Source organism: Parashewanella spongiae (assembly GCF_004358345.1).
Taxonomy (GTDB): Bacteria; Pseudomonadota; Gammaproteobacteria; order Enterobacterales; family Shewanellaceae; genus Parashewanella; species Parashewanella spongiae.
Map to the genome: position 1 here is coordinate 2,115,451 of NZ_CP037952.1, position 22,223 is coordinate 2,137,673.

A 22,223-nucleotide genomic window follows, 5' to 3' on the forward strand; every position below is an offset into this window, starting at 1 on the left:
TTTATCGGTTTATAATAGAGATTTTTAATGGCGTACGCTTCGACCCCGACAAGTCAACAACGAATCAATTTCCCTGAATACATGAGCGATAATTCAGCAAAAACAACACATAAGCTTTGTGTTAAGGGGAAAACATTCAAAGTACAAGCAGGTGGAACTAAAAGAAGCCTTGTTAGGCAGTGTGAGAAGGATAATATTGTAAGAGGCCCTCAGCGAAAACAATTAAATCATTCAAAATCAACTACATATAAGCAGTTTGGAAAATTGGTAAGGGTAGAGCTAAAAGAGAATCCTGATAAGTTAAAAAAATTATTTATACAATTTGTTGAAGATTACGATATACAAAGAGTGCTTGGGCAACCAGGTAACAAGGAAAGTGAAGCCTATTTAAACTCAATTATAAGTGTTTCTAAAGCTAACATAAAGAAAGCTGGTGAAAATCATCAATATGATGCAATTTATTGTATCTTGAATCAATTAAGTCAAGCTCAGTTTTCTCACCAACATTTAACCGAAATATATACTGTAGTGATCCCATATTATTGTAAAGCGGGAATACGAGATGGCTTTTGGGCTAGAAGAGTTTGCGCAATAGAAGATAGATTAAGGACGGGTAAAACAGCAATAGATGTTCCTTTGTGCGTAGCTTTACTTCATGGATTTGGAACCTTGTCCGAGTACGATCAGCATGGCGTATGGGGAAGTAAAATTTATTCATTTGTCGATGTGTGCGCTAAACAAGGACTTGTAGAGTTGCGGTTATTAAATGTAGCATTACAAGCGCTGAGCTTAGCTATAAAGAACGACAGAGAGCTCAATTTGCTCGAGGATTTGGATAAAATAATCGAATTTATCGAAGCTAACGGTTTTAAATATGACCTGTATACGGTAATGGCCTTAATTAAAGTATATGGTCGTGTATCGAAGTTTGACGCTTCCCATCAAGCGATTAATAAAGCCCATGAACTTTTCTCACGAGTAGAAGAAATGGAGATCAAAGTTGACTTATACATGTTAAATTCAATGATCAGTGCCTATGCCTGCGCATGCCGACATGATGGCGCTCAACTATGGCTTAAGCGTATTGAGGTACTTCTTCGAAAGTTTGAAACAAAGAATATTCAGAAAACCTTCTATACATGGAACTCAGTGATTGCAGCCAAAGCCAACGCGGCTCAAAGAGACTCCTCAAAAAAGGTGATTGAAAGTGCATTATGTGACCTTGCACAGTGTCGGGCATCAGGTATAGAACCAGATGAGTATACCTATACGTCATTGGTTTTAGGCTTGGCGTTTGGTATCGATTTTGATGGCGGTGAGCCTTTTGCTGAAAAAGTGTTGAGTTTATATCATGAGTATATAGAAAAGTGTCGTTATCCTGATACACAATTTCTTAATGTAGCTTTGCAGGCGATGGAAAGTATCATCAGACATGAACTTATGCCAATAGAAGAAGCTAAGGATCTTGTTTTACAAATTTATGGGAAATGCCGATTAAATTGTAAACCTAAGCCTGTAGGAATTAATACAATTCAATGGATGATGGTGGTTTACTTCAGGATATCTGAAGCTTTAGATACCCCTCGGAAAAAAGATCATTTTTTTACAAAAGCAGTATCAATGTATGAACTTGCTGTTACAGAAAACTATTATCGATCAGAAATATTAGAGATCACCGAAGATGACGGAACAAGCCCGTCTCGAACAGCAATGCTTGATTTACATTCAAACGCAATATTGAAAATTACTAGCGCGACTCTGCCTTCAAAAACTGCTGGATTTATACTTGTCAAAATAATTCGAGAAATTGAGAAGAGTAAAAGCATTCATGAATTGACCGTTATTACGGGGTTTAATCAAGGTACGGTTTGCCGAGATGAAGTTGAACGAGTATTACCGCAACAATCTTGCGTTAAGTCTTTCGCGAGACAAGCTAAAAATGAAGGTGCTATCGATATTGTTTTTGACTGGGCTAAAGAGCTATGAACCGATATCGTGGCGCTTTGATATTACTTTTTGTGGTAGCTTTAATGGCTTGTCAACTAGAAAGTGACATTCAGCTTTTAGCCAACTTTCCTTCAGCAAATTTGGGGAAAGTTTCTCAGCTTCAGGTTAGCAAAAATAGCAGTCAAATTGTGCTTGATAACGATAATGGTGATAACTCTTTATATCAAATACCTAAGTGGAGAAATTGGTGGAACATTAAACTCGAAGGGTTACCAATCGATCGACTATATCAATTCGTAGTTAACGATATTTTTGATAAGACAAATCGAGGATGGGAATATCGCTATACGCCATTATTTTCGTACGACAATAAATCTTGGCATCGGTTTGAAAGTGATGAGATTACCCATTCGTCAGTACTGAACGCACTAGGAATGGTGAATCATCAAGTGAAGATTGAAAGACAGTACGATAAAAAGCAGGTGTTTATTGCAAGGTTTTACCCTTACACTCAGACAGATTTTGACCATTTTTATACCTTATTAATGAAAGAGTACCCTGAATTAGAGGGTGAGGGTTACTTTAAAAAACAAACGCTTGGTTTTTCTCCTATGCACCATTTACCAATAGACATGATTACGGTGACTAATCCTTATATTGACGCAAACAATAAAAAGAGTGTTTGGATTCAGGCTCGCAGCCATGCCGCAGAAACAGGTGGCTCATTTGTCACCGAAGGGATATTAAGTTGGCTCGCAGATCGAGGACGTGTCGATGTCAATAAGGCGCTAGATAACTTCATTTTTTATATTGTGCCTATGCATAATGTTGATGGCGTATATACAGGGAATTATCGATTGAATAGCAAAAGCGAAAATTTAGAAAACACTTGGTATCGTTCCCAATCGAATCCGTTATATCTTGATGATGACTCTCCTCTGGAAAATCAAATAATCAATAAAAAGTTACGTGAATTATCTCAGTCATCAGCGCCTTTTTCCATAGCATTGAACCTCCACTCAACACAAAGTAAACCTAATACACGGGCTTTCTTTTTCCCACATTTTGGCACAATGCAGCAAGGTTACAGCGAAAGGCAAGCTAATTTATGGCACAACTCGATTCGTTTTATTCGAGCAGTGAGCCAAGAGTACAGCAATGAATTTGGTGATCGATTAATAGAGCCTACGCCAGTTGAAGGTGGGAGTAAGTTTGCCAGTCAAAATTTCCCCGAATCATGGTGGTGGGCCAATTTTGGAGATCAAGTGATGGCTGTAACATTAGAAACAACATACGAACATGCAGGGTTTCAGCCTGGTTTCATTACACCCGATAGGTTAAGGGCATTAGGTGAGTCACTGATGAAAGGAGTTTTGAAATACCATTCACTATCTCATGGTGGTTTGATACAGCTATTGAATTCTGAGCACTTAAGCTCAAGCGAAAAGTTTGTGATTCCGAGTGAAATTGATACTAAAAATTAAATAATAGTTTTAGGAAAGTTGCAGAAGAAAAGAAAGTATACCGATGAGTTCTCGTCACTCTAGCGCAGGCTGGAAACGAAGTAACGACAGTTTTGTATGTCGGTAGTCTAGGGTCTGTTGATCTTTCAGGATTAAATTTTGTGCTATTGCTGCGTTATCGTTTTCTTATTTGGAATAAGGGATGTCGCAGTTCAAATAATACCAATTTAAATTTCAACGCTTAATTTGTCATACCTGCGAACGCAGGTATCCAGCGACTTGTGCCCAAATTAACCAAAGACTCTGGACTCCTGCGTTCGCAGGAGTGACGATAAAATTGGTATACATTCTTCCGCCACGTCCCTAACCAAACCTCACAAACTCTGCCTTGCATAAAATAACCAATTTATCGCTGCAAAAACAATCACGAATGATCAACAGACCCTAGTGCCTTTGCTTTTTTCTATAAAAGTCACTGGATACCAGCCTTCGCTTAATGCAGGCATGAAAAAGATTGGTACTTTCTAAATCTCTAGAGCCCTTATGCCATTAATTACTGTAATTGGTATTACTCAGTATCCACATAAATCCCAAAATCGGCTTGCATCCCTAAGTCTTTTCGCAAATCCAGTAACCAATCATGTATACAGCGAGTTTGCCATCGATCAAACAATTTCCAGCGTTGGATATGATGACTCATCAGTTCGCAAAGCGCTTCAGATATATCACCATTATCAACATAGTTTGTCATTTTTCTCAAAGCACGCTTTACGTTTCTTATGACCAAAGAATCGTTACATTTGCTCAGCAGATGCTCAATGATGGTTTCTACAGCATCTTGAATTTGATCCGTCTCTTTTGTGCTTAGATCTTCGTAAGCAGAAGCTTGTGATCTCGATGTTAACGCATTATGTTTTGCTAACTTCAACTCTTCAAAGGCATTAACTAACTTTTCACTGAGTTTCATTTCGTTGACATCACGAGTTGGAAGCAGCGGTATTCTGACCTTCCAATCTGTATCAGGAGTTTGCTTGATAATACAGATAAAATCGCCCTTGGATTTTTTGACGGATGCCGGCGAATCCATTATTTCAGAACGGCCACTTTCCGATGTACTTGAGTGGATAGAAGTCGTTGAGCCAGCAGTTGAAGTGAGACTGTGAGAGCTCCCAGAAGCCTGAAGATCATTTTTTACTTTTGTGAGTGGTGAACAAGAGCCTAGAGCATTAAAAGCAACTTGAGCCCATGTAATGTTTGATTCGGGTACTGAGTGAGGTGTGGGTAGTAAAGCCTGCTTAGGTATTGGCGGAGGTGTTGGTAATAAGACCTTTTTAGTTAGTGGCTGGAATTGGGAAGGTGTTGTTGTCGATGCTGGGGGCTCTTTTGGAACGACGAGCTCAGGTTTAGGTGTAGTTTTCTCTCTTTTTAAAATAGTTACTGATTTAGGTTTGTTTTGTACAATACCTGCCCAACTTTTTGCTGGGGGGGAAACCGGTTCAGCTTGATTGAATTTAGGCACTTCAAGCTTTCTTGTGTCAGTATGTTCACGTTGAGAAAATTGAAATTCTAATGTTTTCCCTAGTGCTTTTAATTCGTCAAAGCTTGCAGTTTGTGTATAACTACTTCGTTGTGTTTTTTCTTTTTGGCCATACACTTCAATTGCCCAAGACAATATCACCTGAAGCAATTGATGTTCAGAAATTGTAATCTCTTTCCCAGTGGTTGCGAGTGTTAAATAACGATGAACAGCATTTATAAATTGACCAAAAAGTGGAAGTGAACTGAGTTTTGGTTTGAGGAGGCTGAACTGATGAAGGCGCTCTAGGCAATCATGATCAATACTTTTTTCATTATTGGCCTGCTGGAAATCAGCAAGCCAAGCGTGCCAAATAATATCGTTCCATGCGAAATAGTCGTTTCTAGACCGAGTACCTGAGCCTAAACCTAATACTCTGACGAATGGTTGCATTGAGGCAAGCTGAGTTTGTAGGTGACCAAAATTTGAGATCATATCTTTTGAGTAGTTAATTAGTTTAGTGTCTTCTTTATGCTGAGCTTTTAAATCATTTCGAGTGGAAATAAGTGGGCTGAATACTCTACCTTTTATTCTTTCCATTGCATTATTTAACGATTCACCCGATGACTTCGTCTGTAATTCTTTGAATTTAGTTAAGGGCAATTGAAAAATGGGTAACAAACAACTCGCTTCAGAAATTAATTGATCATGTGTGAGTTTTTTTAAGAAAGACGTTTTTGTAAAAAATAATGTAACGAATCGAGAGCAATCTGCAGGGGTTACACTTAGCTGGTGGCTTTTTTTTGATGACTGACTCCTTAAATCAGGATTATTTGCGCAATTAAACTTACGCCAGTTCTCTGCACAGGGTTCATGTTTCAAGAGACCATCTTGTTCACATAAAAGTTTGATCATATTTTTGTGTTTTTCTGTTAACTTTGTATCTTTTCGCCAGCAACAACGGTCGATGATCCTATCAACAATATGGCCGTATCCTTGAATGAAGTTACCACCCAATCGAGGTACTTTACTGATAATCGGGAATGTACATAGCAGAAAATCATAGGTGCTCTCTAAAAGATGTACGTAGGCATCACCACGCAATTTTTGTTCATGCATAAAGCCTGATATTTCATCAAAGGCTGCGTTTGCCATGTCACAAAACATTCTGTGTTCAATGGATGTGGCATATTTTTGTTCGATGTTTTTAGCCACTTCATCAAATTTACGTTCTAATAGCAGACGAGTTACCTTAGAACAAGGAACACAAACAGTTGGGATAAAATCTGATTTTTTCGATTCTTCAAATTGAGTGTCAAGTTTTTCTATTTCTTCACAAAGGGATACTAACTCATCATCATTATAAATATTGAAACGAGAGCACACCCCTCTAGGAGATACCGATTTTTTTAATAAGTTTAACGTTGGAGAAAGGCCCATAAGATCTCCAAATTGACAACGGAAATCAGCATATGCCATTTCTGATTCAAGTAAGCACTTGATTGCTTGGTTTTGTTCAATTTTGCGATGTTCGGGGATGGCTGTGGGTTTGTTATCAACCCAACTATTAATTCGGTCAATGATTTTTATTATACGTTGTGCATAAAGCCTTCCTAAATGATCTTTAGAAACTTGATGTATAAATGATATTAGTGCAGGAAGGTGAGAAGAAACATAAACATCAATCGCACATCCTAGAAGCACATTGAAGTGATGTTCTTTTTTTGCTTGAGGCTGTAGCTCATCAAATTTTTTAAAAAATGTTTCAATATCAGCGATTGGATCAGAATTCTTTGCTTTACTCATTGTGAGTTCTGTCTGATAGAAATCGTATTCTTTTCTAGGCTTAGCTTGGCTAGGTACCTTGGCTTTTGTTTGAGGCAATTTACCCGGTGAATTCAAAGCGGTTTTTCTTCTACGAGAAGTCGGTGGTTCAGATGTTTTTTGCTGATGACCGTGAACCGCACTTTGTGTTCTCGATGTTTTTCGTTTTCCTTTAAAAGCTACTACTTGAGTCCACTCTTCGTTGGGTTCTTGGGCAAATTCAGCATCGTGCAAACTCTTACATGCTTTATCTTCTGACCTATTGACTTCAAATCCATTTAATAAATTTGACTTTTCTTGACTGGCAGCCGTCGTTTCTGGTGCAGCCAAACTCGGGTTGATTGCTGGGGTACTCATAACTAAAGGCTCCGGATTTGTATAAACAAACGATGGCCGATTAATACCAGTTACAGTAATTAATCTCTCACTCAGCAAGAGCTAAAGGGTTTCAGTACAAGGCACAAGCTCGAAGTACTATATTCCCTACGGCCGCCATACAAAACTGGCGTTCAACGCACTTAGTGCTTTTGTCGGGATAATTCAAGTGCTTGTAACGCAGTAATGGAACCCTTTAGCCTTGCCTTTCGGGAGCTTGTATGTGCTCAAATTACTTCTCAAAATTGTCTTGACGTAGCAATGTAATAACGACAGTTTTGTATGTCGGTAACAACTATGCCTTCATCAATTTCGATTGCACTTTGAGCACATACATAGCCCTGAGTTGAGGATTTAATTACTGTAATTGGTATAAACAATGAAATCAGCCGTGAGCACTACAGATGAAAACATGAAACAATTTGATAGCTGCTTCTAAAATAACGGAAAATCTCTCAAGAGGATATTGAATAAAATTAATTTTAATTAATGAATTCAGAGAGATGTTGAAGCCATATTTAACTTGAAAAGCGTTCAATTAATTTTGGTAGATAGCAATGTGACTGTATCTCTTTTCTATCACCCTTATTCACGTTTTGAGAAATTGCCAGTTCCGCTGCGTACATTGCCATATCTTCAATAGGGTAACTGAGAGTAGTGAGTTTGGGCTGACTATAGCGAGCCAATATGACATCGTCGAAACCGATAACAGAAATATCTTCGGGTATTTTTATCCCCTTGTCGATGAGTGTCGCGATTATACCCATTGCCATAGCGTCATTATATGCAAAAACAGCATCAAATGATTGCTTTTCGTTTAACAGAGCGCTTGCTGCAAGCTCTCCACCTTGTTGATTTGGTGTGTGGTTTATTTCTTTGCTATAAACATTCGTATCGAGAGAAGCAAGGTAATCATTAAAACCGCGTTTACGTTCGATAGGATCATTAATATCTAAATTACTGTTTGCAATAGCAATGCTCACAGCACCTTTTGAAATGAGGTGTTGGGCCGCTAACTGCCCGCCTGCATAGTTATCTAACCAAATACATTTGTGCTCTAATCCCGGAATGAGACGATTAATGATAATTAACCCCGCTGCTTGTTTTGATAAGGCCATTAACTCGTTATCAGAGATTTTTTTACTGTGCACCACCATAACTTCACAGCGTCTTGCGAGTAACAACTCAATGGCTTTGCGCTCACTGTCAGCATCTTGTCCACCAGTACTAAGTAGTAACTGAAGTTGATGTTTTTTAGCTATGGTATCAACGCCTGAAGCGAGGCAAGCAAAAAATGGGTCACTTACATCAGGAACCACTACGCCCAGTGTGCTGCTTCGTTTAGTCACTAAATCTCTAGCATTGGCATTTGGGCGATAACTGAGCTCTAGCATGGCTGACTTAACTTTTTCGAGTGTTTTTTTACCAACTTTGTTACTGCCATTTACAACACGTGACACTGTGGCAACGGATACATTCGCAAGCTGGGCGACATCTTTAATGGTAGCCATGAATTACTTTTTTAGAATAAGTGTAGGGGAAGTATCAATATTAATATGTGAGATTGCAAGATCCAAAGCTGTTGATTTTGCATTATGTAAACGTTTACACTGGATGCATCAGAATAATAACGGATTTTAAAATGAGCCTAGTTTTTGACCCTACAGAGCATCCACACCGACGTTTTAACCCATTAATTAACGAATGGGTATTAGTTTCACCACATCGAGCGAAGCGTCCTTGGCAAGGACAAGTTGAAAAACCTGATGTGGAATTACGTCCAAGCCATGATTCAAGTTGTTTTTTATGTGCTGGCAATACACGTGTCAACGGTGAGGTTAATGATAAGTATGAAGACACCTTTGTTTTTGCCAATGACTTTGCGGCGCTCAAAGTCGATACGCCTAAGTATTCTGTTGATGATCCTCTTTTTAAAATGACAACAGAAATTGGTGAAAGTCGTGTGATCTGCTTTTCATCTGATCACAGCAAAACACTGCCTCAAATGGACATGAAAGCGATTACCAAAGTGGTCGATACGTGGCAATTACAGTGCGCAGAGCTTGGAAAAACCTATCAATGGGTTCAAGTTTTTGAAAACAAAGGTGCGCTCATGGGGTGTTCAAATCCGCATCCTCATGGCCAAATTTGGGCTCAGCAACAGCTTCCAACTCTGGTCACTAAAAAACAAATTGCACAATCAAATTATTATCAAGAGCACCAAGCCAATTTGTTAAATGATTACGTGAAACGTGAAGTTGATGATGGTGAGCGTACTGTAGTACAAAACGATGATTGGGTTGTGATTGTGCCTTACTGGGCGGCGTGGCCTTTTGAAACAATGCTATTACCTAAATTCAGTGTCTCACGTATGACAGAGCTGAATGAAGAACAAAAACTATCTCTGGCTGACATCATTAAACAAATAACGATCCGTTACGATAATCTATTCCAATGTTCTTTCCCATATTCAATGGGTTGGCATGGCGCGCCTTATGACCAATTCTCTCATCCTGAATGGACACTTCATGCGAGTTTTTTCCCTCCATTATTACGTGATGCAACCGTAAGAAAATTCATGGTGGGTTACGAAATGATGGCTGAATCTCAACGTGATTTAACGCCTGAGCAAGCCGCAGAACGCTTAAGAAATACCAGTAGTGTTCACTATATGGAGCAAAGCAGATGAAAAATAACAACATGCTGTTTAAACAATCGTTCCACGAAAAATTTAATCTTGCCGCAACACTTATCTGCCATGCTCCTGGACGGGTAAATATTATCGGTGATCACACGGATTATAATGACGGATTTGTTTTGCCTGCAGCGATTAATTTTGGCACTGATATCGCGGCAAGCCGCCGTGAAGATGATTACGTAAAAGTGATTGCTCTTGACTGTAATCAAGAATTTGTTGAATTCTCAATTGAAGATATTCAATTTGACGAGCGATACAGCTGGAGTAACTACGTACGTGGTGTGTTGCAAGTTTTGAAACAAGCATTTCCACAAATACGTGGAGCTAACTTGTTAGTGAGCGGCAATGTACCTCAAGGAGCGGGGCTGAGTTCATCAGCGAGCTTTGAGGTGGCGGTGCTTAAAACTTTTTCTGAGTTATATCAATTGCCACTTGATGGTATAAAAGCCGCGTTAATGGGGCAGTCGGCTGAGAATAATTTTGTTGGTTGCAATTGTGGAATTATGGATCAGCTAATTTCAGCGATGGGCAAGCAAGGGAATGCCATGCTACTCGATTGCCGTAGCTTGACATTCGAAGATGCGCCCATTCCAGAAGGCATTGGGCTGTTTATTGTAAACTCGAATGTGAAGCGTGGGTTGGTCGACAGTGAATATAATCTACGCAGGGAGCAGTGTGAGCAGGTTGCAGCTTATTTTAAGAAATCAGCGTTAAGAGATGTCAGTTTATCTGAACTTGAAGCTGCAGAATCTATGCTTGATCCTGTTTTGTTTCGCAGAGCACGACATGTAGTGACTGAAAACTTACGGACTGAAGCTGCATTAGCTTGTTTTAAAAATGCTGATATGGCTGGGTTAGGGCAATTAATGCGAGAATCCCATGAATCATTAAAGTCTGACTTTGAAGTGACCACAAAGGAGTTAGATGGCTTAGCTGATATGTTGAATGAAGTTCTCGGTGATTCAGGCGGTGCTAGAATGACAGGAGGAGGATTTGGTGGCTGTGTCGTGGCGTTATCGCCAATCAATCAACTCCATGTTTTGCAAAAGACGATAGACGAATTGTACTCTAAAATATTCGGGTTGAGTGCAGACACTTATGTTTGTTCAATTGAACAAGGGGCATTTAGAGTCATTTAAATTAGAGTCATTTAAATGTTTTTATGGAAAATCATCTAAAACCTAAGTAATCACTTAGGTTTTATCTTTTTCGGCCGATATCAATTATTCATAAGATTGACAGAGAAGACTGCTGTGATTTTAAGCGGTGAATCAAAGGCTTCGCAATAAAGTGTTGTAAAGCTTGGTCAGTTAAATTGGTGTATTTATTCTAGGTGTCGAGAACAATGTCAGGAATCTTTTCTTTAGGAATAAACCTTTTCAACCTGCTGTGTTTTAAAAGAAAATTCATGTTACTGGCAACGGTAACGCTTTTTCCATTAGTTTTTGGAGCATATAATTTTATTGATACGCAGCTATCCGTCGTTCAAGCAAGCCAACAAAAACTCTCAGGAAAATATGACATTGATGCGTTAAATGCTATTGAACAACACTTGATGGACTCAAGAGTTAATGGTTCTACCGGTAATTTAAAAGCTAAGATATTATCCGGATTGGATTTCTGGAATGGCTCAGGCGAAGAGTATCCACGTTCACAGATTCAATATTTTGAATTCAAACAAAAGTTGAGAAAAAATACATTTGATCAACTTGGAATCAACGATTTAACGGATTCAATCTCTTTATTAAAAGAGCACATGGCCGCAGAAAGCGGTTTATCGTTAGATTCTGATCCTGCGACTTTTTATTTAAATGATTTATATCTTACAAAGCTTCCAATCGTGACGGACTTCTCTTCGAGAGTAAGCGCACAAGCTCTGCAAATTCTTAAAACGGGCAACTTTACTCCACAAAGCTATACATACCTAGTTGCTGTTACTAAGCGTTTAGATGAATTGAACCAAACCTTAAATAAAAGTACAAAACGCTTGTACGAATTTTATGAAGATTACAGTGAGTGGATGAATGCAGTAAAAGTTTTACAAACCAGCACTCAGTCACTTATCCATTCAGTGAATCAGAAAATTCTTGAGCCTGACGAATTTGCAATAAGTTCAAATGAATTTTCACAAAATGTATCGAAGCAGCAACGAGCTTTATCACGATTACAGCAAAGCACCAGTGATCTGGTAGAGAATATACAAAAAGTAAAAGTAGAGCAGCAAGAATCGAACATGCTGTATCTTGCCTTGTCTATTCTGAGCGTGGTCATGGTGAGTTTATATTTCTTCTTTTCTGCATTTAAGGCGATAAGCCAAAATGTTCAGCTGATCAATCAAATGACGTCGAATGTCGCTAATGGAGACTTGAGTCAGAACTTAATGATCAACAGTAATGATGAGTTTAATGAAATCGCCAATGCATTTAACCAAATGCTCGCAAGTATTCGACATTTGATTAGTGAAGTGCAGAAACTCAGTCAAGATGTTGTTACCGCGAGTGAGCAAGTGCAACAAGTGACGGCAGACGTTGAGCAAAACTTGCATGCTCAACAAGAGGATACACATCAAGTCGCATCAGCAATTAGCCAGCTTGTTTCATCTGTTGAAGCTGTAGGTAGAAATACTGAACAAGCTACAGATATTACAGCATCAGCTCAGGAGGATGTTGAACAAGGGCAAGAGGTTATTTTACGCACAGTCGATGGTATTAATCTTATTGCTAAAGAGGTGAGCTTAGGCGCAGAAGCCATTAATCAGCTGGCTCAACATGCAGATGATATTGGAAAAGTCGTTGATGTGATTCATGGGATTGCTGAGCAAACCAACTTATTAGCATTAAATGCCGCCATTGAAGCCGCAAGAGCTGGAGAGCAAGGGCGAGGTTTTGCTGTTGTTGCCGATGAAGTGAGAACGCTAGCGAGTAGAACCGCAGCATCTACCGATGAGATCCGTCGTATGATCGAATTAGTACAATCCGCGACATCTAAAGCGGTCGAAACAATGGAGTCAGGATCACAACGAGCGAATCAAGGCGTAGAGCATGCAAACGAAGTAAGCATTAGCATTGATAATGTTACAAAACGTGTGCAAGAGGTTGTTGTGCTAAGTCAACAAATTGCAGAGGTTGTGGCTGAGCAAAGATCGGCTACAGGGCAAGTTGATGAGAAAACACATGCCATTGAACGTGGTGCTACGGGGTCATTATCTTCCGCTCAAAGTGCAAGTGAAATAGGCAAAGTGCTTGCGCAAGATGCTAAAAAGCTTGCCGCTCAGATAAGTGACTTTAGGATTTAAAAATTGAGGATGGTGGTACACCAGTGCTTTTACTGGTGTACATGGTGTGAATGTTACTGTCTAGCAAGACGCAAATTGATACTAGGCTGTTCAAAATCACTTCTGAAAGGATTAATATCTAAACCGCCTCTGCGAGTATATCGGGCATAAACGGTTAATTTACTGCAATGACAATACTTCTTTAGATCGACGAAAATACGTTCAACGCATTGCTCATGAAATTCGTTATGCTGCCTAAATGATATTAAGTACCTAAGGAGTTTTTCTCGATTTATTTTAGGGCCTTGATAGCGGATCATGACGCTGCCCCAATCTGGCTGAGAAGTAATTAAACAATTAGATTTCAGTAAGTTTGAGTTGAGTGTTTCAGCCACGATTTGCTTATCATCCGTGCCATCGACTAGATAATCAGGGTTAAAGCTATAGTCATTTACTTCGATATCTAAATTGTCAATACAAGTACCAGGGAACTCAATAACCCGCTGAGTTGAAAAATGCTTAGGTTCAATAATATTAACGGTAACAGCGCCATTGGAACAAAGAGATAAATCTTGTTTCAACATTTGCTGAAGCTGTTCAACTGAATCAAATTTTGTCTGATTAAAGCTATTTAGATAGAGCTTAAAGGATTTTGATTCAATTAAGTTCTCTGAGGTATGACTTAGTTGAACTTCAACAATAGCAACCATCGGTTTGCCTTTCGAATTCAGCCATGACAGTTCATACCCTGTCCAAATATCAAAGCCATGAAAAGGAAGCGTGGAAGTTAAAGAAATCGCATCTCGGTTTAGCTTTCGTGGCACGCCTTGCAATAGGTTTGGATTGTAGACCTCATCATAACCAGTTGCTTTACCTAACGTCAACTCCGCCAATGCTTCTGCTTCGTTATAGGGATCGTGATTTTGTGTCATCAATACGGTTTCCGTGTCAAAATATACCCACATTATACCGATTTTTGGAACGTTCTTAAGTGTCTTGTCTCTCTGTATTAGAAGATTTTATAAATAAATATCACTTGGCTTATTCAGATTCTACCAATAATTCACCCACATTTTATCCGTTAGGTGAAGTATCAGACTGTATTATCGATAAATATGAAGGTGATGTAGAAGCTGTTGTTCACTGGAAACCGTTTAAACGTAAAGTATATGGTACTTTTGAAAATATCGAAACAGCGCTAGAAATCACTTTATTTCCTGATGTTGATCCGTATTTTGGTCATTATTTTTCTGGGCCAATGACATTTGATTCACCGTGGGGCGCGGGTGAGTTGCTTCAATCGTGGAACCAAGATGATTTTGAGAGACTTCAGAAAAATATTGTGGGTCATCTGATGATGAAGCAAAAGCTGAAGCAGCCGCTAACATGGTTTGTCGGTGTGATGGATGAAGCGGATAAAATGATCACCGTAAATAACGAAAATGGTAGTGTTTGGCTAGAAGTTGCAGGAGAGACACAAAGTACTCAATTAGCTGGTTCTTTGAGTGACTTTATTAAAGCACTCAAACCAAAAGTGTTGCCAGCCACTAAACCTAAGTTCGATGACAATGTGTCCATCGAACATCCCGGCATAATTTCAAACTTAAGGCGAATGTGGGATAATTTATTTTCTAGAAAATGAATGAAACTGAATAATCTGAGCTTTTGTAATGAAATCAATCATAGAGCTCAGGTTACATAATCCCAAGAAATATTAGAAACGATTCGACATGGCTCACAGCGGAAGTGAAACAAGTCGAGAAGCGGTTCATCTAATAACCATTCCTTGTTACCACATTTGGGACAAGGGCGATTTCTTTCTTGCTCGAGACTGTCGCCTCCAACTTGATATAAATAGTAATAAGTTGGAATGTTAGTAAGGTACTCGACTCGACCTCGAATATCCCAACCTCTTCTAAATAAATCACTATTGCAATCACTGATTTCATTTAAAGTCGCAAACTCGGCTTTTGTGGCGGCCGCCATCTGTATTTCATCACAAGCCTGCCATTCTGTCTGCCAACGGATCATTTGTTTATGATCACCGTTAAACGTGGCTGGAATACGATACAAAGGAATAGGTTGTAACGTGTCGCCACTGCGAAGTGGTGAACACATGTGAACATAACTGGTATAAAGCAGCTGCCAACTGGGTGTTTCATCAGTAGAGGTTTCTGAGTTAATATCCTGACCGATAAACTTTTCACGAGGAGCTAAAATTTTAGCTTCAGTGAGTTTAGCTAATGCGACCTTAACCCATGGACTGTTGAATCGACTACTAAGGCTTGATTTTTCTGGAGTGAGTATTCGACAGCGAAACTCACCATCATTGAAGGCAACGGCAAACTCTCGACCCAGTATTTGACCATTGGCACGCAGTGCTTCGAGTAAATTATTAATCGCTTTTTCTGCAGCTGTAATTGTGGTGTCATCAAAACACTCAAAACGTAATTCTGAAACGTACATTATTGATACTTTTTCTCTTGTTCAACTTCAAGTTTTTCTATTCGTTTTTCAAGCTCAGTATTAATAGCAATAAGCTGCTCGACTTGGGATGTTAGTTTTTGTAACTCAAGGTTTGTATCGCGCGATCCGGTACTCAGTTTATTGGTCGTAGTAAAAGTAGTTGGTTGAGATCCAATGTGTTGAGCCAAAGAAACTCTTTCATCAGCACTCATTGATTTAAAACGCTGCAAACCTTGGATAAGAGTTGGCATCGGAACACTTGAACCTAATCGGGACTTTAATAATGCAATGGTGGGGGTTTTATTTTGCCCTGAAATAATGCATGCCGCGTTAATAACTTGGTCTATTGCGCACATTTTTAGTGATGTTCCTTAATAAATTAGGCGAAAATTATTATTCGAATGAATATGAGAATTATTATTTCCCATTAAATCAATTGGTTATTCTTTGGCATGTTTCGTGCTTTAAAGCAATTCGACAAAATAACACATGGGAAGTTAATAATGAAAACAAAATTTATTGCGATGACGGTTTTGACAATGGCAACAATTGGGTTGAGTGGGTGTGTCATTAATGTCGGAGAGGGAGAATATGATAAAAATAGTATTCATCCGAAAGGCTGGGAATACGCCCAAAAACAAAATCGCCAACATATTGAAGAACTGACTCTGGGAATGAGTAAAGAGCGAGTGTTGAGCTTAATGGGTAGACCTGACATCAATGAAGCCTTTTTAACAACTAAAAACGAAGGTGAAGAAGGGCAAGAAGTGCAAGTGTTGTTCTATCGTACACAACATAATTCAGGTGACGGAAAAACCACCAAAGATGAATGCACGCCGCTTGTTATAAAAAATGGAAAATTAGTGGGCTGGGGCGAAAAAGCATACCGTTACGTCCATTAATATCAAGTGACTTTTCTTATTTCAAGAGAGAGCTTTCAAGAAAGAGCTTTCTCTCTTGAATAATTTTTTGCTTTGTTTTTAAACAATTGAATCAATTTTTTCATTCCCCTCTTGAAAATTCATTTTATCCACCCCATCTATTTGTTAACGATTTAGTTAGACGCGATCATTTAAGGTCGCATGCCAAGTAGAAAGGATAATTTCATGTCACAACAAGAAACTCATGGTTTTCAAACCGAAGTTAAACAATTACTTCATTTGATGATTCACTCTTTGTATTCGAATAAAGAAATTTTCTTGCGTGAGCTTGTCTCAAACGCTGCCGATGCCGCCGATAAACTGCGTTATAACGCACTGACGAATGATGCTTTGTATGAAGGCGACGGTGACCTAAGAGTTCGCATTTCAGCTGACAAAGAAAAAGGCACAGTGACAATTGCCGACAACGGTATAGGTATGACTCGCGATGGTGTTATTGAACATTTGGGTACGATCGCTAAATCAGGCACGGCTGACTTTTTTAAAAGTCTTTCCGGTGACGAGTCAAAAGACTCACAGCTGATTGGTCAGTTTGGCGTCGGTTTCTATTCTTCATTTATCGTTGCTAAAAAAGTAGAAGTGAAGACACGTGCAGCAGGCCACAATGCAGATGAAGGTGTTCACTGGGTATCAGAAGGTGAAGGCGAGTTCACTGTTGATAATATCAACATCGAAAACCGTGGTACTGAAATTATTCTGCATTTGCGTGACGATGAAAAAGAGTTCGCTGATGATTTCCGTCTACGCTCAATTATCACTAAATACTCGGATCACATTTCAGTCCCTGTAGAAATGTTTGAAGCAGGTACACCAGAAAGCGAAGGCGAAGACGGCGAGAAAATACCAGCAACAGAAGGTAGCTGGAAATCAATGAACAAAGCAACGGCGCTTTGGACTCGCAGTAAGTCAGACATTACTGATGAAGAATATAATGAATTCTATAAGCATATTTCAAACGATTATGCTGATCCATTATTAAAAGCACACAACCGTGTTGAAGGTAAGCAAGAGTACACCAGCTTATTATATATTCCAGCTAAAGCACCTTGGGATATGTTTAACCGTGATGCTAAGCAAGGTCTTAAATTATTTGTTCAACGCGTATTCGTAATGGATGATGCTGAGCAATTCATGCCTTCATACTTGCGTTTTGTAAAAGGTTTGATTGACTCAAATGACTTACCGCTAAACGTGTCTCGTGAAATCTTACAAGACAATAAAGTCACCACAGCATTACGCTCAGGTGTTACTAAGCGTGTATTAGGTATGCTTGAAAAGCTGGCTAAGAATGACGAAGAAAAATATCAAACATTCTGGGCCGAATTTGGTCAAGTGTTAAAAGAAGGCCCAGCTGAAGATTTTGCAAACCGTGAAAAAATTGCAGGTCTGTTACGCTTTGCTTCTACTCATACTGATTCTGCAGCACCAACGGTTTCTTTAGACGCTTACCTTGAGCGTATGAAAGAAGGTCAAGACAAGATTTATTACATTGTTGCAGACAGCTATGAAGCCGCGGCAAATAGCCCACACATTGAATTGTTACGCAAAAAAGGCATCGAAGTGTTATTGATGTCAGAGCGTATCGATGAGTGGTTAGTGAATCACTTAACTGAGTTTAAAGAGAAGAAACTGCATTCTGTGACCCGTGGTGATCTTGAACTTGGTGAGCTTGAAGACAAAGAAGAGAAAGAAGAAGCAGAAAAGCTTGCTTCAGAATCTGAAAGCTTAGTAAAACGCATTAAAGATGCTTTAGGCGATAAAGTTAGCGATGTTAAAGTGACAACACGTCTAACCGATACACCAGCCTGTGTAGTAACAGGTGAAGGTGATATGTCGACACAGATGATTAAGCTAATGGAAGCTGCCGGTCAAACGGTTCCTGAATCGAAACCACTGTTCGAAGTAAATCCTAACCACCCTCTAATGACGCGTTTAGATACCGAACAAGATGAACAGCTGTTTGCAGATTGGAGTAACTTGATGTTACAACAAGCTCAACTTTCAGAGAAAGGAAGTCTGGCCGATCCGTCAAGCTTTATTAAGTTGATGAACCAAATGCTAATGGCCAAGTAAAAGTCTTTTAATGGTAATGGCGGGGTTATCCCGCCATTTTTATATGGGATATTAGAATGACTAATGTTTTGGATCTAACGAAAGAAAACATTCAACAAGTTGTTGATGCTTCTATGGATCATATTGTTGTACTGACGTTTGCATCACAACAAATGCCAGAGAGCGCAGCATTTACTGGACAATTAGAACAGCTTGCTGCAAAAAATAGCGATCGTTTTATTTTGGCAAAAGTAGACTGTGACTCTCAAGTTGAAATCGCTCAATACTTTCAAATTCAAAGTGTTCCTACCACGCTAATATTAAGTAAAGGTCAACCAGTAGATGGTTTCTCGGATGTAAAGCCAGAAGCTGAAGTGTTGGCTCTTTTAGAAAAACATCTTCCAGCGGCTTGGGAGTTACAGCTTAAGCAAGCTCAAGTTATTTTAGCTAATGAACAACGCACTGCAGATGATTTAGTTAAAGCATCGGAACTGTTGACTCTTGCGCATCGTGAATCACCAGTGGCAGAAGTCACAACCGCTTTGGCTGACGTGAGTCTAATGCTTAATGATGTCACTCGAGCAGAAGCACTGCTTAAAACAATAGGTTTAGCTGATCAAGATAGCTATTATCAAAGTTTAATGGCAAAGCTGGCGCTAGCTAAAGATGCTTCTGACACGCCAGAAATTAGATCGCTTCAAAGTCAATTTGATGCTGCCCCTGATGATTTACAGGTGTTGATTGATTTAGCAAAAGCCATGCATCAAGTACAACGTAATGAAGAAGCATTGGAGTTATTGTTTACGGTTTTGAGTAAAGATCTGTCAGCACTAGATGGTGAAGTTAAAAAAGCGTTTATGGAAATTCTTACAGCGCTTGGCCAAAGCAATTCATTAACGAACCAATATCGACGCCGTCTATACACGCTTTTGTATTAGGTGTTTTTAAAGGATTGCATCAAAGATCACATTATTTTGGTAAATTGAGCTTTAATTAATCATTAAGATAAAGTTAGTTCTTTTCATTTCGGGTATCTAACTTAATGAATATGCATGAAGCAAGTACTTTCATTAATTACGGGTATATGCGAAGATCTGCTTCTAACAAGAAAATCAATGCGAAAGAGGACTCTTGAAATGCGCATTATTCTATTGGGCGCGCCAGGTGCCGGTAAAGGTACTCAGGCTCAGTTCATCATGGAACGTTATGGTATCCCACAAATCTCGACTGGAGACATGCTTCGTGCGGCTGTAAAAGCAGGCACTCCTCTTGGTATCGAAGCTAAGAAAGTGATGGATGCTGGTCAATTAGTCTCTGATGAACTTATCATCGGGCTGGTTAAAGAACGCATTGCTCAAGACGATTGTGTAAAGGGTTTCTTACTTGACGGCTTCCCACGTACAATCCCTCAAGCCGACGCTATGACTGAAAATGGTATTGATGTCGATTATGTCATTGAAATTGATGTACCAGATGAAGAAATTGTTAAACGTATGAGTGGTCGTCGTGTACATCCCGGTTCTGGTCGTGTGTATCATGTGGTTTATAATCCACCAAAAGAAGATGGTAAAGACGATATAACTGGTGAAGAACTTGCCATTCGCCCAGATGATGAAGAAACAACTGTACGTAAGCGTTTGGATATTTACCACGAGCAAACTAAACCATTAGTCGATTTCTATGGCAAAGTTGCGGCGGCGGGTAACACTGAGTATCACAAGTTTGATGGCACTAAAGCCGTTTCTGTTGTCAGCGAAGAGCTAGCGTCCATTTTAAAATAATTTGAGTACTTTTAAAAAACCTGCCGATGTGCAGGTTTTTTTATGCCCGTAAAAAGTTCAATTTGCAGTAATACCAATTACAGTAATTATTCTCTCACTCAGCAAGAGATAAAGGTTTTCAGTACAAGGCGCATGTTCGAAGTACTATATACCCTACGGCCGCCATACAAAGCTGGCGTTCAATGCACTTCGTGCTTTTGTCGGGATAATTCAAGAACGTGCAACACAGTAATGGAAACCTTTAATCTTGCCCTTCGGGAGCTTGTATGCGCACACTTTAGTTTATAAAGAATACTTCACAAAACTTTCTCAACGTAGCAATGTAATAACGACAGTTTTGTATGTCGGTAATAACTATGTTTTCACCAATTTCGTTTGTACTTTGTGCGCATACATAGCTCTGAGTTGAGCATTTAATTACTGTAATTGGTATAAGGTGAGTTTTAATATGATAAAATCTGCCGAAATTTATTATAGAGAACACTGTTATCCTATCAGAGGACAGCGTTTTCCAAAGTTCGGCATGGAAGCCAGAAATAGAGAATCTAATATGAAGTTTCCTGGTCAGCGAAAATCTAAACATTACTTTCCTGTCGCTAATCGCGACCCTATTCTTGAACAACTTACTCAAGTTGTACAACCTAAAAGAACTTACATATGTGGTATCGACCAAACCTTGGTGGATATAGAAGCCAAAGTCGCTGATGAATTATTAACCCGTTATCAATTACCTAAAGGGAACTCAACGTTAATTGATGACGAAAGTGCTCATGCTCTTTATCAAGAAATAAAGCAGCAAGCATTGATAAGTGATGAGTTTGCTGGTGGGACAATTGGTAATACGGTTCATAATTACTCGATATTGGCCGATGATCGTTCAGTTTTGTTTGGTGTCATGAGTAAAAATATCGAAGTGGGTAGTTATGCTTACCGATACTTATGTAATACTTCTTCTAAAGTTGATCTTAACCACTTGGAGCCAGTAAACGGCCCAATAGGACGTTGTTTTACACTTATCTCGGATGGTGGTGAGCGTACTTTTGCGATTAGCAAAGGTTCTATGGATAAACTCACACCTGAATTTATTAATAAAGATATTGTTCAAAATAGCTCAGCGCTTGTCATAACAGCTTATTTGATGCGAGCGAGTGGTGAAGATCAAATGACCCAAGCGGCATTACAAGCTATTGAATATGCAAAACAAGCAGATGTACCTGTTGTGCTCACACTGGGAACACGCTTTTTGATTGAAGAAGACCCACAATGGTGGCAACAATTCATAGAAGATCACGTTACGATTCTTGCAATGAATGAAGACGAAGGAGAAGCACTGACAGGGCTTTCTGATCCATTATTAGCCAGTGAAGCAGCACTAGAATGGTGTGATATGGTGTTAACTACTGCTGGACCTTTAGGGCTTTATACTGCGGGTTACACACAAGAAACTGAAAAACGGCAAACTAGTCACACATTACTACCAGGCGCTATTCCGGAGTTTAATCGCTACGAGTTTTCAAGGCCTCAGCGTAAAAGTGATTGTGAAGAACCAATCAAAGTTTATGCGCACATATCTCCGTTTATGGGTGGGCCAGAAAAAATCCGTAATACAAACGGAGCGGGTGATGGAGCACTTGCGGCTTTACTTCATGACTTAGCAGCTAACACATATCATAAATCAAACATTCCAAGCTCTAGTAAGCATAAGAGTGATGGTTTGTGTTATTCCTCTTTCTCCCAAATCTGTAAATATGCAAATCGAGTAGCATTTGAAGTGTTGGCACAACACAGTCCAAGGTTGTCACGGGCTCTACCAGAAAGAGAAGATAGCCTTGAAGAGAGTTACTGGGAAAGATAAATAGCGGGTGTAATTGGTATAAATAAAAAAG

The 22,223-nt window shown here is 39.3% G+C and carries 16 protein-coding genes; 11 read left to right on the plus strand and 5 right to left on the minus strand.

Annotation, left to right across the window (positions count from 1 at the left end; genetic code table 11):
* The first annotated feature begins 27 nt into the window (after window positions 1-27).
* Complete coding sequence (locus E2I05_RS08030) at window positions 28-1,986, plus strand: hypothetical protein (RefSeq protein WP_121851744.1); 1,959 nt, start codon at window positions 28-30, stop codon at window positions 1,984-1,986.
* Between the two features lie 44 nt (window positions 1,987-2,030).
* Window positions 2,031-3,431, plus strand: coding sequence for a M14-type cytosolic carboxypeptidase (locus E2I05_RS08035; protein WP_165905416.1), 1,401 nt, complete (start codon window positions 2,031-2,033; stop codon window positions 3,429-3,431).
* A gap of 547 nt (window positions 3,432-3,978) precedes the next feature.
* On the opposite strand, the gene E2I05_RS08040 is transcribed toward E2I05_RS08035, so the two are convergent.
* A complete protein-coding gene (locus tag E2I05_RS08040) occupies window positions 3,979-7,107 on the minus strand; it encodes a hypothetical protein (protein WP_121851742.1) in 3,129 nt (1,042 codons plus the stop codon).
* A 536-nt stretch (window positions 7,108-7,643) separates the two neighbouring features.
* A complete protein-coding gene (locus tag E2I05_RS08045; RefSeq protein WP_121851741.1) occupies window positions 7,644-8,636 on the minus strand; it encodes a LacI family DNA-binding transcriptional regulator in 993 nt (330 codons plus the stop codon).
* Between the two features lie 131 nt (window positions 8,637-8,767).
* Here E2I05_RS08045 and E2I05_RS08050 point away from each other — a divergent pair, with 131 nt between their 5' ends.
* The 3 genes from E2I05_RS08050 (at window position 8,768) to E2I05_RS08060 (ending at window position 13,118) form a co-directional block, all read left to right on the plus strand.
* The gene (locus E2I05_RS08050; RefSeq protein WP_121851740.1) at window positions 8,768-9,814 is read left to right on the plus strand and encodes a UDP-glucose--hexose-1-phosphate uridylyltransferase; all 1,047 of its coding nucleotides are present in this window, start codon (window positions 8,768-8,770) and stop codon (window positions 9,812-9,814) included.
* The gene (galK, locus tag E2I05_RS08055; protein WP_121851739.1) at window positions 9,811-10,962 is read left to right on the plus strand and encodes a galactokinase; all 1,152 of its coding nucleotides are present in this window, start codon (window positions 9,811-9,813) and stop codon (window positions 10,960-10,962) included. Before E2I05_RS08050 ends, galK begins: the two co-directional genes overlap by 4 nt.
* Window positions 10,963-11,231: 269 nt before the next feature.
* The gene (locus tag E2I05_RS08060; protein ID WP_165905415.1) at window positions 11,232-13,118 is read left to right on the plus strand and encodes a methyl-accepting chemotaxis protein; all 1,887 of its coding nucleotides are present in this window, start codon (window positions 11,232-11,234) and stop codon (window positions 13,116-13,118) included.
* A gap of 53 nt (window positions 13,119-13,171) precedes the next feature.
* On the opposite strand, the gene queF is transcribed toward E2I05_RS08060, so the two are convergent.
* Window positions 13,172-14,029, minus strand: a complete 858-nt coding sequence (gene queF, locus E2I05_RS08065; protein ID WP_179952737.1) for an NADPH-dependent 7-cyano-7-deazaguanine reductase QueF — start codon at window positions 14,027-14,029, stop codon at window positions 13,172-13,174.
* 59 nt (window positions 14,030-14,088) lie between these two features.
* On the opposite strand from queF, the gene syd reads away from it, so the two are divergent.
* Entirely contained in the window at window positions 14,089-14,739 is a 651-nt protein-coding gene (gene syd / locus E2I05_RS08070; protein ID WP_121851736.1) for a SecY-interacting protein, read from the plus strand.
* Window positions 14,740-14,786: 47 nt separating this feature from the next.
* On the opposite strand, the gene E2I05_RS08075 is transcribed toward syd, so the two are convergent.
* Together E2I05_RS08075 and E2I05_RS08080 are read right to left on the minus strand one after the other, a co-directional pair.
* A complete protein-coding gene (locus E2I05_RS08075; protein ID WP_121851735.1) occupies window positions 14,787-15,563 on the minus strand; it encodes a Zn-ribbon-containing protein in 777 nt (258 codons plus the stop codon).
* Window positions 15,563-15,919 (minus strand): hypothetical protein, encoded by a 357-nt coding sequence (locus tag E2I05_RS08080; protein ID WP_121851734.1) that lies wholly within the window; start codon window positions 15,917-15,919, stop codon window positions 15,563-15,565. The genes E2I05_RS08075 and E2I05_RS08080 overlap by 1 nt, the downstream gene beginning before the upstream one ends.
* Before the next feature lie 147 nt (window positions 15,920-16,066).
* On the opposite strand from E2I05_RS08080, the gene E2I05_RS08085 reads away from it, so the two are divergent.
* The 5 genes from E2I05_RS08085 to E2I05_RS08105 all read left to right on the plus strand — a co-directional run bounded on the left by E2I05_RS08085 (window position 16,067) and on the right by E2I05_RS08105 (window position 22,192).
* Window positions 16,067-16,465 (plus strand): DUF3192 domain-containing protein, encoded by a 399-nt coding sequence (locus tag E2I05_RS08085; protein ID WP_121851750.1) that lies wholly within the window; start codon window positions 16,067-16,069, stop codon window positions 16,463-16,465.
* A 204-nt stretch (window positions 16,466-16,669) separates the two neighbouring features.
* Window positions 16,670-18,577 (plus strand): molecular chaperone HtpG, encoded by a 1,908-nt coding sequence (gene htpG / locus E2I05_RS08090; RefSeq protein WP_121851733.1) that lies wholly within the window; start codon window positions 16,670-16,672, stop codon window positions 18,575-18,577.
* 56 nt (window positions 18,578-18,633) lie between these two features.
* Window positions 18,634-19,494, plus strand: coding sequence for a tetratricopeptide repeat protein (locus tag E2I05_RS08095; protein ID WP_121851732.1), 861 nt, complete (start codon window positions 18,634-18,636; stop codon window positions 19,492-19,494).
* 198 nt (window positions 19,495-19,692) lie between these two features.
* The gene (adk, locus tag E2I05_RS08100) at window positions 19,693-20,337 is read left to right on the plus strand and encodes an adenylate kinase (RefSeq protein ID WP_121851749.1); all 645 of its coding nucleotides are present in this window, start codon (window positions 19,693-19,695) and stop codon (window positions 20,335-20,337) included.
* A gap of 550 nt (window positions 20,338-20,887) precedes the next feature.
* Window positions 20,888-22,192, plus strand: coding sequence for an inosine/guanosine kinase (locus E2I05_RS08105; RefSeq protein ID WP_121851748.1), 1,305 nt, complete (start codon window positions 20,888-20,890; stop codon window positions 22,190-22,192).
* Window positions 22,193-22,223: the final 31 nt, after the last annotated feature.